At 70.1% G+C, this 13,337-nt stretch carries 14 protein-coding genes and 2 pseudogenes; 10 read left to right on the top strand and 6 right to left on the bottom strand.

Going from position 1 to position 13,337, the window contains the following annotated elements; translation table 11 throughout:
- Positions 1-43 precede the first annotated feature (43 nt).
- Together AAFF41_RS03580 and AAFF41_RS03575 are read right to left on the bottom strand one after the other, a co-directional pair.
- The gene (locus AAFF41_RS03580; RefSeq protein WP_054235781.1) at positions 44-979 is read right to left on the bottom strand and encodes a carbohydrate ABC transporter permease; all 936 of its coding nucleotides are present in this window, start codon (positions 977-979) and stop codon (positions 44-46) included.
- A gap of 7 nt (positions 980-986) precedes the next feature.
- Entirely contained in the window at positions 987-2,321 is a 1,335-nt protein-coding gene (locus AAFF41_RS03575) for an ABC transporter substrate-binding protein (protein ID WP_319753106.1), read from the bottom strand.
- A gap of 390 nt (positions 2,322-2,711) precedes the next feature.
- Here AAFF41_RS03575 and AAFF41_RS03570 point away from each other — a divergent pair, with 390 nt between their 5' ends.
- Positions 2,712-3,713, top strand: coding sequence for a LacI family DNA-binding transcriptional regulator (locus AAFF41_RS03570; protein ID WP_319753105.1), 1,002 nt, complete (start codon positions 2,712-2,714; stop codon positions 3,711-3,713).
- A gap of 190 nt (positions 3,714-3,903) precedes the next feature.
- On the opposite strand, the gene AAFF41_RS03565 is transcribed toward AAFF41_RS03570, so the two are convergent.
- Positions 3,904-4,362 carry a pyridoxamine 5'-phosphate oxidase family protein gene (locus AAFF41_RS03565; RefSeq protein ID WP_343323436.1) on the bottom strand — a complete coding sequence of 153 codons (459 nt, stop codon included), beginning with the start codon at positions 4,360-4,362 and terminating at the stop codon, positions 3,904-3,906.
- Between AAFF41_RS03565 and AAFF41_RS03560 the strand changes: the two genes are divergently transcribed.
- Positions 4,258-4,752, top strand: coding sequence for a dihydroxyacetone kinase subunit DhaK (locus tag AAFF41_RS03560; protein ID WP_319753103.1), 495 nt, complete (start codon positions 4,258-4,260; stop codon positions 4,750-4,752). The two genes, AAFF41_RS03565 and AAFF41_RS03560, sit on opposite strands and share 105 nt — an antisense overlap.
- Here the strand turns inward: AAFF41_RS03560 and AAFF41_RS03555 are convergent.
- Both AAFF41_RS03555 and AAFF41_RS03550 read right to left on the bottom strand, forming a co-directional pair.
- Positions 4,717-5,571, bottom strand: a complete 855-nt coding sequence (locus AAFF41_RS03555) for an SCO2400 family protein (RefSeq protein ID WP_425526099.1) — start codon at positions 5,569-5,571, stop codon at positions 4,717-4,719. The two genes, AAFF41_RS03560 and AAFF41_RS03555, sit on opposite strands and share 36 nt — an antisense overlap.
- Before the next feature lie 297 nt (positions 5,572-5,868).
- Entirely contained in the window at positions 5,869-7,308 is a 1,440-nt protein-coding gene (locus AAFF41_RS03550; RefSeq protein ID WP_343323435.1) for a gamma-aminobutyraldehyde dehydrogenase, read from the bottom strand.
- On the opposite strand from AAFF41_RS03550, the gene AAFF41_RS03545 reads away from it, so the two are divergent.
- Positions 7,240-7,521, top strand: a complete 282-nt coding sequence (locus AAFF41_RS03545) for a helix-turn-helix domain-containing protein (protein WP_343326243.1) — start codon at positions 7,240-7,242, stop codon at positions 7,519-7,521. The genes AAFF41_RS03550 and AAFF41_RS03545 overlap by 69 nt on opposite strands.
- A gap of 156 nt (positions 7,522-7,677) precedes the next feature.
- On the opposite strand, the pseudogene AAFF41_RS03540 reads toward AAFF41_RS03545, so the two are convergent.
- Positions 7,678-7,921, bottom strand: a pseudogene (locus AAFF41_RS03540) (MFS transporter); the annotation flags it as partial.
- Here AAFF41_RS03540 and AAFF41_RS03535 point away from each other — a divergent pair.
- The 7 genes and pseudogenes from AAFF41_RS03535 to AAFF41_RS03510 form a co-directional block, all read left to right on the top strand.
- Positions 7,893-8,153: pseudogene (locus tag AAFF41_RS03535) on the top strand (IS630 family transposase); the annotation flags it as partial. The pseudogenes AAFF41_RS03540 and AAFF41_RS03535 overlap by 29 nt on opposite strands.
- Before the next feature lie 288 nt (positions 8,154-8,441).
- Positions 8,442-9,197 (top strand): D-Ala-D-Ala carboxypeptidase family metallohydrolase, encoded by a 756-nt coding sequence (locus AAFF41_RS03530; protein WP_319753100.1) that lies wholly within the window; start codon positions 8,442-8,444, stop codon positions 9,195-9,197.
- An 81-nt stretch (positions 9,198-9,278) separates the two neighbouring features.
- Positions 9,279-9,857 carry a helix-turn-helix domain-containing protein gene (locus tag AAFF41_RS51435; RefSeq protein WP_425526098.1) on the top strand — a complete coding sequence of 193 codons (579 nt, stop codon included), beginning with the start codon at positions 9,279-9,281 and terminating at the stop codon, positions 9,855-9,857.
- Positions 9,802-10,539: a peptidoglycan-binding domain-containing protein gene (locus AAFF41_RS03525; RefSeq protein WP_343326242.1), complete on the top strand. Its 738-nt coding sequence runs from the start codon at positions 9,802-9,804 to the stop codon at positions 10,537-10,539. The genes AAFF41_RS51435 and AAFF41_RS03525 overlap by 56 nt, the downstream gene beginning before the upstream one ends.
- Positions 10,540-10,754: 215 nt before the next feature.
- Positions 10,755-11,849: a peptidoglycan recognition protein family protein gene (locus AAFF41_RS03520; protein ID WP_415926021.1), complete on the top strand. Its 1,095-nt coding sequence runs from the start codon at positions 10,755-10,757 to the stop codon at positions 11,847-11,849.
- 48 nt (positions 11,850-11,897) lie between these two features.
- Positions 11,898-12,434 (top strand): hypothetical protein, encoded by a 537-nt coding sequence (locus AAFF41_RS03515; protein ID WP_319753097.1) that lies wholly within the window; start codon positions 11,898-11,900, stop codon positions 12,432-12,434.
- Positions 12,435-12,481: 47 nt separating this feature from the next.
- Entirely contained in the window at positions 12,482-13,153 is a 672-nt protein-coding gene (locus tag AAFF41_RS03510; RefSeq protein ID WP_319753096.1) for a peptidoglycan-binding protein, read from the top strand.
- The last annotated feature ends 184 nt before the right edge of the window (positions 13,154-13,337 follow it).

Below are 13,337 nucleotides of genomic sequence, written 5' to 3'. Positions count from 1 at the left end.
GCCGTACGGCTGCCCCGGCTCTCGCGGATCGTGGAGGGGTTGCTCACAGTCCCGCCTTCTTCGAGGTGAGTCGCATGAACCCGAAGCTCAAGACGAAGGTGATGACGGCGATGACCACCGAAATGGCCGCGGCCTGCTGGTAGTTGTTCCCGGAGGCCACCGCGTACGCCAGCATGTTCGGGGTGAACGTGCTGGAGATGTTCGAGGAGATCTGGCGCAGCACGGCCGGCTCGGCGTAGAGCTGGAGTGTGCCGATGATCGAGAACACCGTCGTCAGGACGATCGACGGCGCGATGATCGGGACCTTGATCCGCCACGCGATCGTCCAGTTGGTCGCGCCGTCGATCTTGGCGGCCTCGTAGAGCTCCTGCGGGATCGACTGGAGCGCCGAGTACATGATCAGCATGTTGTAGCCGGTCCAGAGCCAGGTGGAGACGTTCGCCGCCGACCACAGCACGGCGCCCGGACCGAGGAAGTCGGGGTGCAGACCGATGCGCTGGAACAGGTCGACGACGGGGCTGAGTTGCGGCGAGTACAGGTACGACCACATGATCGCGGCGATGACGCCGGGCACGGCGTACGGCATGAACGCGGTGATGCGGAAGAACGCCTTGAGCTTCAGCAGGGGTGTGTCGAGCAGCAACGCCATGACCAGCGCGACGAACAGCATGACGGGCACCTGCACGATGCCGAACAGTCCGATGCGGCCGATGCTGTTCCAGAACTCGCTGTTCTGGAACACCTGCGTGTACTGGTCGAATCCACCGAACGTCGTGTACGAGGTCCCGTACTGGCCTCCGGTGCGGCGCACGACGCGGAAGCTCTGCCAGAGCGCGTAGCCGACGGGCACCAGGTAGAACAGCACGAACGGCAGGAAGAACGGGGTGAGGAACGCGATGACGGTGCCCGCCCGGGGGCCGCCGCCGCCTGGACGGCGGCGGCCACCTGACGTCACCGCGCGGGGTGCGATGTGGGTCATTCCGAGGTCACTTGCCCGCCGTGGCCGGGATCGCCTGGGCCTTCATCGACTTCAGGGCGGCGGCCTGGGCGGCCGAGAGCGCGTCGGTCAGCGTGCCGTCACCGGCCGCGGCCTTGGCCATCGCGTCCTGGAGTGCCAGGTTCACCGTCTTCTGGGTGGGGCCCCAGGCGAAGTTGGTGTCGATCTTCCTGGAGGAGTCGGCGAAGACGTCGAAGATCTTCTCGTTGTTGTAGTACGGCACACCCTTCGACAGCGCGGGCAGCTTGAGCCCCGCGTCGGCCGCCGGGTAGAGGCCGCCCAACTGGTTCTCCAGTGCCAGCGCCTCCGGGTCGGAGTTCAGCCAGGTGTTGAACTTGACCGACTCGTAGAGGTGCGTGCTCCCCTTCATGAACGCGACGGTCGAGCCGCCCCAGTCACCGGAGGCGCCGTTCGCGCCCCACGTCGGCATCGGTACGATCGACCACTTGCCGGACTGCCTGGGCAGGTTGTCGCGGAACATGCTGTAGCCCCAGGCGGCACCGACGTAGCTGGCGATCTGGTCCTTCTGGTACGCGGCGTACATCTGCGTCGAACCGTTGGCGAGGTCGGTGCGCACCAGCTTGCCGGCGATCAGCCTCTGCCAGTAGTCGGCGACCTGCTTGCTCTGGTCCGACGCGACGGTGACGTGCCACTTGTCGCCGGAGTAGCTGTACATCTGGGCGCTGTTCTGCCAGAGGAGCCCGTTGAACCACTCGGCGTTGTTCGGGTCGAAGAACGTGATGTCGAGGCTGGGGTCCGCCTTGTGCAGCTTCTGCGCGGCCGCCGCGTACTCGTCCCAGGTCGTGGGGATCGCGATGCCGTACTTCTTGAAGATGTCACTGCGCACGTACAGGGCCATCGGACCGGTGTCCTGCGGGAGCGCGAAGACCCCCGTGCCGCCGAAGCTGGTCTGCGACCAGGTCCACGGCACGAACTTCGACTTGGCCGCGGTGGCCGCCGAGCACGCCGAGGCGTCCACGAAGGCGTTCTGGGTGCGCAGGGCGGGGAGCTCGTCGTAGCCCACCTGAGCGAGGTCCGGCGCCTTGCCCGCCTTGAGGGCGTTGCCGAGGGTGCCGTACTGGTCGTTGGAGATGTTCTTCGTCTGGACCTGGATGTCCGGGTTCTTCTTGTTCCACAGGTCCACGACCTTGTCCATGCCCGGAACGGTGTTCCAGTACTGGAGGGTGACCTTCCCCTTGGCGGGGGTGCAGGAGGCCGCGGACGCCTTGTCCGACGGAGCGGACGACGAGCAACCGGCGAGGGCGACGAGAGTGGCTGCCGTGGCGACGGCGGCGAGACGGGTGCGCGTGACTGTCTTGCTCATGTTTTCCGTTCCAGAGAACGACTAGCGGCGGCGCTAGGCGGGTCGACGTTGACAGCTCAGGCGGGGATGCCTTCTGGTTGGGATAAGATTCGTGAGCGTTCACGTGAACGTTCACGGGAGCGCTCACGGAGGCGTGGCATGAAGTGATTCGGAGTTTGCGCCGCGGCACGGCCGAGTGTCAAGACTCTCGAGTCGTCCATGGGTCCGGCAGGTTAAGGAGAGCCCACATGACGCCGCTGACCACCGGTGATGGCCTGGCGCCACCGACGAAGGCCTCACCACGGCCGTGATCGTCGAGCACCCGCGCACAAGGTCGCACCATGGCTTCGGACCGGTGCATACTCAGTGTCCCTACGGCGCGCCTGCGTCGACACAGGTACGGAGGTAGTGATGGCGTCGTCGGGGACCGGACCCCGCAGAGTGACGATCAACGATGTGGCCCGGACCGCAGGAGTGTCCCGGCAGACGGTGTCACGGGCGCTCAACGACAAGGGCGAGATCGACGTCACCACCAAGCAGCGCGTCCTCGACGCGGCGCTCGCGCTGGGGTACCGCCCCAGCAGGTTCGCCAGGGGGCTCGTGCGACAGGACACCATCAGCGTGGGGCTGGTGATCCCCGACCTGCTCAACCCGTTCTTCACCGAGGTCGCCGCGGCAGCTCTGGACGCGGCGCGGTCCCGTGGCTGGCATGTCGTCGTGTACGACACGGGTGACCGCATCGAGGAGGAACGCGGCACACTCCAGGTGATCGCCTCCCAGGTGGACGCCGTGGTCGGCTATCTGAGCCAGCCCGAGGACGAGATCGACAAACTGGCACGCGGGCTGCCCGTGGTGCTCATCGACCGGGAGCACCGTACCGAACGGTTCAGTTCCATCCGGATCGACGGCGAGAAGGGCGTCCGCGCGGCCATCGCGCACCTCGTCGAGTCCGGACACCGAAGCATCGGCATGCTCGACCACGCGGGCCGCTCCGAGCCCAGCATCCGCCACGCCTGGTTCGCCGACGCGATGGCCGCCTGCGGGCTCGACGCCGGCCCGGTGAGCCGCGCCGACCAGAGCGTGGAGGGCGGGGAGAGCGCGCTGAAGGACCTGCTCGCCGAACACCCGGACGTGACAGCCGTGTTCGCCTTCAACGACATCGTCGCCATAGGTGCGCTGCGCGGAGCGCGCCGGCTCGGACGCGAGGTTCCTCGCGACCTCGCGGTGATCGGCTTCGACGGCCTCCAACTGGGGGCGCTCGTCGAGCCGCCGCTGTCCACCGTGGCCCTGGACACGCGGGCGCTCGGCGCTCTCGTCGTGGAACAGACGGCGCGGCTGCTGACCGGCGAGGATCCGCTCGGCCATGACGAACTGGTGGTGGGGGCGGAGCTCAGGTTGCGTGAGTCCGCGTAGGCCGTGTTCGCAGAGCGGCTCGCACGGCTTGCCCCGCGCCGCGATGCTCACGCAGTGCGGCGGGGCGGTGCGGACGGCCGGGGGAGAGCCTTTCCTGTTCCGGCCGAGGGAGGGACTGGCCGCCCGTCCGGCCGACGGCGGCCGTCCGTGGTCGGCTCCGTGGCGGTGACCAGCGCCCTCCCGGCGGACCCTAGTCGTTGATGTCGAGCGCCGTGCCGTACAACCGGTCCACCTTCAACCGGATGACCAGCCGACGCTCGTCGATCAACTGCCGCAGGAACGCGGCTTCGTCCGCCGGCTTCGAGTCCTTGGGGACCATCCCGAGGAGTTCCCGCCCGACCGCGTCACCGGGAACCGTCGTGATCCCGGAGACGGAGGCCGTGCCCTCGGCGGCGGCGAACGACCACACGTCGCCGCCGTGCACATGCAGCGCGGCATGCGGGTCGCGCCGCAGGTGCGTGACCTTGACGCGGTCGGCCGTCGTCGAGAACCGCAGGATGCGGGCTTCGGCGTCCCAGCTGTAGAGCATGGTGGTCAGGTGGGGATGGCCGGTGCGCTTGACCGTGGCGAGGGTGCCGAACTGCTGCTTGCCGAGCAGGCGGGAGAGGGCTTCGTCGGACAGGGGGCGCGGTGCGGGACCTTGAGTCATGATGTGAGCAACATCCGCTGCAGGCCTGGCATTTCTTGCGTTCCGTCAGCCCGAAGTCGCGGCCTTCGAGAGGAAGGCCGTCGGCTCCGCCGCCGAGCGGGGTGCGGACCTCGACGAGATCCCCGGATCGGAGAGAAGGTCAACGACGTCACCCGATCCATGGGCATGGCGCTCACCGCCTGCACGCCACCGGCGAAGGGCTCGCCGCTGTTGGACCCGCCGGAGGACGCGGTCGAGATGGGCGTGGGCATTTACGGCGAGCCGGGCCGTAAGCGGGAGAAGCTCCAGTCGGCGAAGGCGATGGTGGGCGAGCTCGTCAGTGCGGTTGTGGACGACCTGTCCAATTCGGAGCGGTCAGCCGAGGCACACCAGGAGCAGGCAGATCTGTGAAGGTGAAGTCGCTGTCGGCGTGGGGGCCGCCTGCGGTGGTCCCGACGCCGTGCCGGCGGACGCGGCCGGCACCTGCGCCGACGTACTGGTGCGGTCGGGCACCGTTCCGACGGAGGTCGGGGAGGCGGCCCGAGGATGCGGGGTCGCCGACGCGGACGCCGCCGTCGGATGAGGAGAGGCAGCGGCGAACGGCTGAGCGCTCGTCGGCGTGAGGTGGGACGGGGCACCGGCGGACTGCCGGCGTGCGAGTTCGGTCGTGGTCGACTGCACGGGGGGAGTGTGCGAAGACACGTGGGTTTCGGGTTGTGTCGACGACGGGCCGGGCTGCTCGGTCGCCTGTTCGTCCGCGGTGCCCATGGTCGCGACGTCAGGAGCTGTCGCCGCCTGGGCTTGGGCGGCGGAGTGCCGGTCCATCGAGGCGACGGTCAGGCCGCCTCCGACGAGCGCGACGGCGGTCGCGACCACGGCCCGGCGCTGGTTCTTCTTCCAGCGGGCCATCTGGCGACGCCGCGCGGCCCGCCCTTGTGGTGCGGGCGTCGCGCCCTCGATGTCGCCGTACGGGTTGGTCTGCGGGGCGTCCTCCAGGTCGGCCGCGACCGCTGCCTCGTCATCAGGACGGCCGTCGTGCCACGCCTCCGAGGCCGCGTACTCCCACGGCACCGATGCGCTCACGGCCGTGCCCGTCGGCGCCATGCCCACCCACGTCGGGGCGACGCCACGGTCGGCAGTGGCCGGTGCGATGTCCGGAGCGTAGGCGCCGCATCCGGGACATACCAGGGCACCATTGAGATGCCGCCGACACGAGGAGCAGTAGTCCATTTGCGGTCTTCCTGAGTTGACATGCCATCGCCCCGCCGGGCCTGGTCGCGTTCACACGTGAGGTCGAGCAGCCAGCAACGCTAACGAGGCTTTCGAAAGCCTGTGTGCAGTCCGTGTGGCGCTGTTGTGCGGATTCTCCGGGCCGGGCCCGCGAGGACGGCACGGGGCCCCGGCTTGCGCGGTCGCCCGATCCGGTGCCGGGGGATGGGGCGGGTGGTGCGGCGGGTGGTGGGGACGCGTCGGCCGCCCCGGGGCAGGCCCGGGGCGGCCGAAGAGTGCCTGGACGTCAGCCGGAGGTCAGAGCGACGTCATGACGTGCTTGATCCGGGTGTAGTCCTCGAAGCCGTACGCGGAGAGGTCCTTGCCGTAGCCGGACTTCTTGAAGCCGCCGTGCGGCATCTCGGCGACGAGGGCCATGTGGGTGTTGATCCACACACATCCGAAGTCGAGGTTCTTCGACATCCGCATCGCCCGCGCGTGGTCCCTGGTCCACACGGAAGAGGCCAGCGCGTAGTCGACGCCGTTGGCGTACCGCACGGCCTGGGCCTCGTCCGTGAAGGACTGGACGGTGATGACCGGCCCGAAGACCTCGTTCTGGATGATCTCGTCGTCCTGCTTCAGCCCGGAGACCACGGTCGGGGCGTAGAAGTACCCCTGCTCGCCGACCCGGTGGCCGCCCGCTTCGATCCTGGCGTGCTCGGGGAGGCGCTCGATGAAGCCGCTGACCTGGGCGAGCTGGCCCGCGTTGTTCAGCGGTCCGTACAGCACGTCCTCGTCGTCCGGCAGCCCGGTCCTGGTGTCGGCCGCGGCCTTGGCGAGGGCGCCGACGAACTCGTCGTGGACCGACTCGTGGACCAGGACGCGGGTCGCGGCCGTGCAGTCCTGACCGGCGTTGAAGAAGCCGCCGACCACCAGGTCCTCGACCGCCTTCGCCAGGTCGGCGTCCTCGAAGATCACCGCCGGGGCCTTGCCGCCGAGCTCCAGGTGGACCCGCTTGACGTCCTTGGCCGCGCTCTGGGCGACCTGGATGCCGGCGCGTACCGAACCCGTGATGGAGGCCATCGCGGGGGTCGGGTGCTCCACCATCAGGCGGCCGGTCTCACGGTCGCCGCAGATCACGTTGAAGATTCCGCGGGGCAGTGCCAGCTCCTCCAGGACACCGCCGATGATCTCGGCGATCAGCACGGTGGAGGCCGGGGTCGTGTCCGAGGGCTTGAGGACCACCGCGTTGCCCGCCGCGAGCGCCGGGGCGAACTTCCACACCGCCATCAGCAGGGGGTAGTTCCACGGCGCCACCTGCGCGCACACACCGACCGGCTCGCGGCGGATGAGGGAGGTCATCCCCTCCATGTACTCGCCGGCGGAGCGGCCCTCCAGCATGCGGGCCGCGCCCGCGAAGAACCGGACCTGGTCGATGGCGGGGGCGAGTTCCTCGCTGCGAGTGAGGTGGAGCGGCTTGCCGGTGTCCCGGCTCTCCGCGGTGACCAGTTCGTCGGCCCGTGCCTCCATCGCGTCGGCGATCTTCAACAGCGCGCGCTGCCGCACGGACGGCGTGGTGTCGCGCCAGACGGGGAACGCCGCGGCCGTGGCCGCCATCGCCGCGTCGACGTCGGCCGCCCCCGAGAGCGGGGAGGTCGCGTAGACGTCACCAGTGGTGGGGTCCACCACATCGAGCGTGCGACCGTCCGAGGCGTCCGCGAACGCACCGTCTATGTAGTTGCGGAAGGTGATGCACATGACTCGCAGCTACTGGTCTCCGCCCGCACCTGGATGGAGCGCGACCGCCGTACCGAGACGGCTGCGGCGGCGCTGCACATCCACCCCAACACCCTCGCCTACCGGCTGCGCCGCTTCGGCGCCCTCGCCGATCGTGACCTGACGTCGACGGGAGCCCTGGCCGAGGTCTGGCTGGCGATCCAGGCGGCGGGTGCGCTGGGCCTCACCGACTGAGCGGGGCAATGGCAGGCCGGGGGAGGCGGTTTCGCTTGGATCTCCGGGCGAACGAACGAGGGGCACCGTCGGCGGGCGGCCCGAGCGGGTCGCTGCCGTCACCGGCCGAGGGACCCGCCGCGGACGGCGGTACCCGCACACCCCCGTCCGTCGCCTTCAGCCCTCGACGGTGATCACCTTCGCCCGCGTCGCCGCGATGGGCTTCGGTGCGGTGGGTTCGGGCAGGGCGCGGAACAGCAGCCGGCTCAGAGCGGGCATCAGGATGAGTGGTGTCAGGGCGGTACGCAGGGAGGTCACGTCCGCGACGGTGCCGATGGGAGGGCTGGCCAGGCCGCCGATGCTGACGGTCAGCCCGAGGGCGATCCCGTCCGGCGGTGCCGACACGCGTGGACGAGAAGTCCCAGATCCAGGCGCTGGACCGGTCCCAGCCGGTGCTCCCGATGATGCCGGGCATGCCCGAACACCGTACCCACGACTACTACCGGCACGGCATCACCAGCCCGTTCGCCGCCTTCAACATCGCCGACGGCAGCGTCATATCGGAACTGCACCGCCGCCACCGGGCCATCGAGTTCAAGAAGTTCCTGGTCACGATCGACAAGGCCGTGCCCGTCGGACTCGACGTCCACCTGGGTGTGTCAGGTATACCCGGCGTACACCCGGCTCGTCTGCCGCTGCTCTTGGGAGGCGGCGCCAGTCCCGCTCGGCATCCCTCCTCCCATCCCGCCCCGCTGCACCACCCCAGGTGAGGGACGGTTCGGCATCCCCCTGTCCCGCTTCTCCGGTCCCCGGTGCGCCTCGCGGCAGCCGTTCCGACAATGGCTTGGTCCGCCGGTCGACCGCAAGTGACGGGCAACGGGAGTCGAGCGGTCGATCGGCGCATCGATGCACCGAACGAACCGACCGATGAGGAGTGCCACATGAGCAGATCCGTCACCCGCCGAACCGTGCTCGGACTGGGCGGCACCGGCGCGATGGCCGTCTTCGCCGCGGCGGCAGGGCTGGTCGGCGTCACTCGTGCCGCCGCCTACTCGTGGCCCGCTGGGCTGCGGCGCGGGGCGTCCGGTGCCGCCGTCAGGGAGTTGCAGATCCGGGTCGCCGGCTGGGCCGCCGACTCGGCCCAGCACGCCTGCGTGGCCGTGGATGGGGCGTTCGGCGCCGGGACGGAGGCGGCGGTGCAGCGATTCCAGAGGGCGTACGGCCTGACGGCGGACGGCGTCGTCGGCGCCCGTACGCAGTCGGCGCTCAACGCGCTGGGAGGCGCGGACGGTTCCACCGCGCACTTCGACTGGGCGGAGTTCCAGAGCAAGGACGGGGCCGGCTTCTCCGGCGGGAACGTCGACGCGGCGACCGTGCGGGAGAACGTCCGCCGCCTGATGTACAAGCTCGAAGCGCTGCGCAAGAAGGCCGGCGACCGGGCCGTCACCATCGACTCGGGCTTTCGCAGCAAGGCCCACAACGCCTCGGTCGGAGGCCGTCCCAACTCCATGCACCTGTACGGCGTCGCCGCCGACACCATCGTCGCCGGGCTCGCCACCCGCAGCGTCTACCGCCTGGCCGAGACGTGCGGCCTCTCCGGCCTTGAGGCCTACACCCACTCTTGGCAGCACGTGGACAGCCGGGTCGAGTACGCCTACGGCGCGCAGTCCTGGTGGTGGGAGAGCGGCACGGTGTGACCTGCTCGACCTACCGGAGGTAAGCCCTCGAACTGGTGGACGCACCGGGCCGGTTGGTGCACCGTTGGACTCCACTTTGGTATGGCGCCGACCAGTGGAGGTACGTGCGTGTCGGAGTTACGGGCGGCCGGGTCCCCCTACGCGCGGGAGTTCACGAATCTGCTGCAGACGCTCAAGAGCCGGGCGGACTGCAGCTATGAGGCACTGGCACGCCGGTCGGGGGTGAGCGGTTCCGCCTTGCAACGCTACTGTTCGGGCGTCGGCGTGCCCAACGACTTCGATCCCATCGCCCGGTTCGGCAAGGCATGCGGGGCCGGCCCTGGAACTCCTGGAGCTGCACCGGCTCTGGGTGCTCGTCGACGCCGGCCGAAGACGCGGGGCGCCACGGGCCGAACAGGCCTCGGGTGCCTCCTCGGCTGCGGGGCCGACTCCGATTCCGGCGCAGATTCCCGTCACCGCCGACATCGAGTTGGCGGAGATGTCGGTCAAGTTGCCCGGCACCGAAGCCGAGTCGGCGGCATCAGCTGTGAACTCATCTGTCTCGCCTGCCGGGTTGAAGACCGGTCCGGCGAGTTCCGTCGCCCCGGGATCCGAGCCGGCGCGGGTGCCGTTCCGTCTCCGGCTGCGGTATCTGCGCCGATGGCCGGTCCTCGTCGGTAGCTTGCTCGTCGTCGGCGCGGCGGTGGCGGGCACCGTTCTGCTCACCGGCGGGCGTCCGGCCGGCGCCGACGACTCGCCGAACCGTCCGCTGCTGTCGGCCAAGTGCCGGTTCGTCGCCATGGGCCATCAGGACACCTGCGTCCGTGAGCTCCAACTCCGGCTCAAGCAGGCCGGACTCGACCTCGACGTCGACGGTGCCTTCGGCCCCTTCACGCAGATGCGCGTCGTCGTCTTCCAGCTCCTCGCTGGGCTGGAGCCCGACGGAGTGGTCGGCGACGGGACCAAACGCGCTCTCTACGCCGGCCGCGTCAAGGCGCATCCGTGGTCGCCCGAGAGGGTCGACCGGCGGGTCCGCGAGGTGTTCACCGAGGACGCGGACCGCGCCGACGGCATCGCCAAGTGCGCCTCGAACCTGGACCCGCTGTACAGCCTGGGAAACACCAACGGCACCCGGAACTGGGGGGTGTTCCAGCTGTACGACGGCACCCTGCGGGAGCTGGGCGGCACGCCCCGCAAGGCGCTCGACCCCGAATGGAACATCCAGGCCGCCCACCGTCTCTGGGCCCGTACCCACGACTTCCGCGCCTGGCCGTCGTGCGACAAGGCCTACCAGGCGGGAGCGTCGAAGTCGGGCACGTCCAAGGGACCGAAGGGGAAGCCGGAGCCGAGCGCCACGCCCTGACCCCCGAGCCGGCGTCGCGAACCGCAGCGGACGAATCCCGGCTCCCCCCAGCCCACCTGCCATCCCAGCCCACCACGTCACCGCAGGTGGGCGGGGGTGAAATAGCCCGCTGTCCCGATGTCCGGCAGATCATTGTCCGCACCGCCCGGGACTGCCATCGTCCTTTTCCGTCGCCCGCCCCGGGCGGCCTCGACGAGGCGAAAGGGCGAAGGACGGTGGGCAGTTCCCTGCATTCCGGCGGGCGGTCGTACGGGCGGACGAGCCGACGGGCGGTGTTATTGGGCGGCGCGGTCGTGCTGGGTACGGGGATCTCAACAGCGGCCGTGCGGTACGCCGGACCGGCGAGGGCCGCGGCGGAGCCGCCGGTCTCAGGCTGCGACCGCTGGGGCGCCCGGCCGCCCTCCCGGCCGGTCACGGTGCACTCCGCGCGCCCGCACAAGGTGATCGTGCATCACACGGACAGCCCCAACGTCCAGGACGGCTCGCAGGCGCACGCCTTCGCGCTCGCCCGGTCGATCCAGGACTCGCATCTCGGCCGGGGCTGGATCGACTCCGGCCAGCACTTCACCATCAGCCGTGGCGGACACGTGATGGAGGGTCGGCACCGCAGCCTGGAGACGCTGCTCGGCGGCGCTGCCACGGTCGAGAGCGCGCACACCACGGCACAGAACACGGTCGCCATCGGCATCGAGAACGAGGGCACGTACGACACCGCCCAGCCGCCCTCGGCGCTGTACGCGTCCCTCGTGGATCTGTGCGCCACCCTCTGCACCCGGTACGGCCTGCGGGCGTACCAGATCTACGGGCACCGGGACTTCAACGACACCGACTGCCCGGGCGACCTGCTGTACGCCCGCCTGCCGCGCCTGCGGGCCGACGTCGCCGCCCGCATCGGCGGCAGCGCGGTGGCCCCTGTCTGGCCCACGCTGACCGTGGGCGCCACCGGGGAGCGCGTGCGCAGCCTCCAGTACCTGCTTCGTCAGCACGGATCCGGGCTCCTCGTCAACGGGAGCTACGGCAGCGTCACCGACAACGCCGTCCGGGCCTTCCAGGACGCCGTCAAGGCCGGGGTGGACGGTGTCGCCGGACAACAGACCTGGAACCAGCTCGTTGCGCCGCTCGCCACGGGCGGTTCCGGAGAGGCCGTCCGCGCCGTGCAGAGCCAACTGGCGGCGCGCGGCGCCGGACTGCGGATCGACGGTGCCTTCGGGCCCGCGACCCGGTCGGCGGTGGCCTCCTTCCAGGCCGGCGCGTCACTGCCGGCCGACGGCGTCGTGGACGCCCGTACCTGGGGCGCGCTCGTCACCTGAGAACGCCTCCGCCCGACTCATCATCAACCAGCCAAGGAGAAGAAGCACTTGAACACGAAGACCAAGCTGGGCGCCGCCCTGACCGGCACGGTGCTCGCGACCGCACTCACGGCCACCGGCGGCTCCGCCTGGGCGGCAACCGACGCGCCGACGGCCGCCGCCTCCCCGACCGCCGTGACCAAGCTCGGCCAGGCGGAGGCCGCGAACCGTCTCCGGGGCGCGGGAATCACCTGGTCGTCCAGCGGCAACTGCACCAACCGCAACAACCCCACCTGCACGTCCTTCGAGCAGATCAACCTCTCGACGGTGCAGGGCGCCATCACGCTGAAGAACGCCAGCCGCTGTGCGCTCAACATCACCGGAGGCACGGAGACCGGGCACGCCTCCGGCACGTACAGCCACTGGAACGGCTACAAGCTCGACTTCAACCCGAACGCCTGCCTGAGCAACTACATCACCGGCACCTTCACCTACATCGGCAGGCGGGCGGGCGACGGCGCCCCGCAGTACCGGGCCGGCTCCGGAAACATCTACGCCCGCGAAAGCACCCACTGGGACGTCCTCTTCTACACCTGCGGCTGCTGAACGTCCGCACTCGTCGCCCCCCACCCCAACGAACAAGGAATTCCCGCATGTTCGGCAACCGCAGTACTTCCGGCCACCGCGTGGCCACCCGTCCCCGCACGACCCTGCGCCGTGCGGCCATGAGTACGGCCGCCGTCTGCCTGCTGGCCGCGGCGGGCGTCGCGGCGCTGCCCACGGCGCAGGCCTCCGCGGCGACGTCGGCGTTGTGCTCGACCACACTCAGCCAGGGCGCGAGCGGGTCGTGCGTGTCCGCGCTGCAGACCAGACTCGACCAACTCGGCGCCCACCTCACGGTGGACGGCTCCTTCGGTCCGGCCACCCGCAACGCCGTCGAGGCGTTCCAGGGCCGTGCCGACCTGGCCGTGGACGGTGTCGTGGGCCCGGCTACCCAAAGCCGTCTCGGCAATCCGGGATCGGTGAACCTGAACACCCGGTCCGCCGCCCAGATCGAGGCGATGATCCGCCAGACGTTTCCCGACAACCTGGAAGCCAAGGCGATCCGCGTCGCCCGCTGCGAGTCCGGCCTCAATGAGATAGCCGTCGGCCGCAACAACAACGGCTCGCGCGACTTCGGCGTGTTCCAGTTCAACAACGGCGGGACGCTGGAGTCCTACCTCGGCACCACGTCGCGTGCCCTGGACGCCCCGCAGAACATCGCCGCGTCCTACCGTCTCTACCAGGCCCGGGGCTGGCAGCCCTGGACCTGCCGCAACGCCTGATCCCTCCCCGAGCGGCCGCGGCCTCGTCCCTGTCCGGGCCCCTCTCCCCGCACGACCCACGGCCGTGGTCCGCGCCGCCCGCTGAACCATTCGGCGGGCGGCGCCCCGCGACCGAACCCACGCCGCGACGGGCCTCGCGGCGAACGCGTCACGCATCTCGGCCTCGTTTTCCCTGACTTGCCGG

The organism is Streptomyces mirabilis (assembly GCF_039503195.1).
GTDB lineage: Bacteria > Actinomycetota > Actinomycetes > Streptomycetales > Streptomycetaceae > Streptomyces > Streptomyces mirabilis_D.
Note: the sequence above shows the minus strand (reverse complement) of the source record. Positions and strands in the feature narration are given on the sequence as shown.

Bases quoted from the DNA above. Each gene is read 5' to 3' on its own strand.
- AAFF41_RS03580 (WP_054235781.1), bottom strand. From the start codon at position 979: ATGACCCACATCGCACCCCGCGCGGTGACGTCAGGTGGCCGCCGCCGT.
- AAFF41_RS03575 (WP_319753106.1), bottom strand. From the start codon at position 2,321: ATGAGCAAGACAGTCACGCGCACCCGTCTCGCCGCCGTCGCCACGGCA.
- AAFF41_RS03570 (WP_319753105.1), top strand. From the start codon at position 2,712: ATGGCGTCGTCGGGGACCGGACCCCGCAGAGTGACGATCAACGATGTG.
- AAFF41_RS03560 (WP_319753103.1), top strand. From the start codon at position 4,258: ATGGCCGGTGCGCTTGACCGTGGCGAGGGTGCCGAACTGCTGCTTGCC.
- AAFF41_RS03565 (WP_343323436.1), bottom strand. From the start codon at position 4,362: ATGACTCAAGGTCCCGCACCGCGCCCCCTGTCCGACGAAGCCCTCTCC.
- AAFF41_RS03555 (WP_425526099.1), bottom strand. From the start codon at position 5,571: ATGGACTACTGCTCCTCGTGTCGGCGGCATCTCAATGGTGCCCTGGTA.
- AAFF41_RS03550 (WP_343323435.1), bottom strand. From the start codon at position 7,308: ATGTGCATCACCTTCCGCAACTACATAGACGGTGCGTTCGCGGACGCC.
- AAFF41_RS03530 (WP_319753100.1), top strand. From the start codon at position 8,442: ATGAGCAGATCCGTCACCCGCCGAACCGTGCTCGGACTGGGCGGCACC.
- AAFF41_RS51435 (WP_425526098.1), top strand. From the start codon at position 9,279: ATGGCGCCGACCAGTGGAGGTACGTGCGTGTCGGAGTTACGGGCGGCC.
- AAFF41_RS03510 (WP_319753096.1), top strand. From the start codon at position 12,482: ATGTTCGGCAACCGCAGTACTTCCGGCCACCGCGTGGCCACCCGTCCC.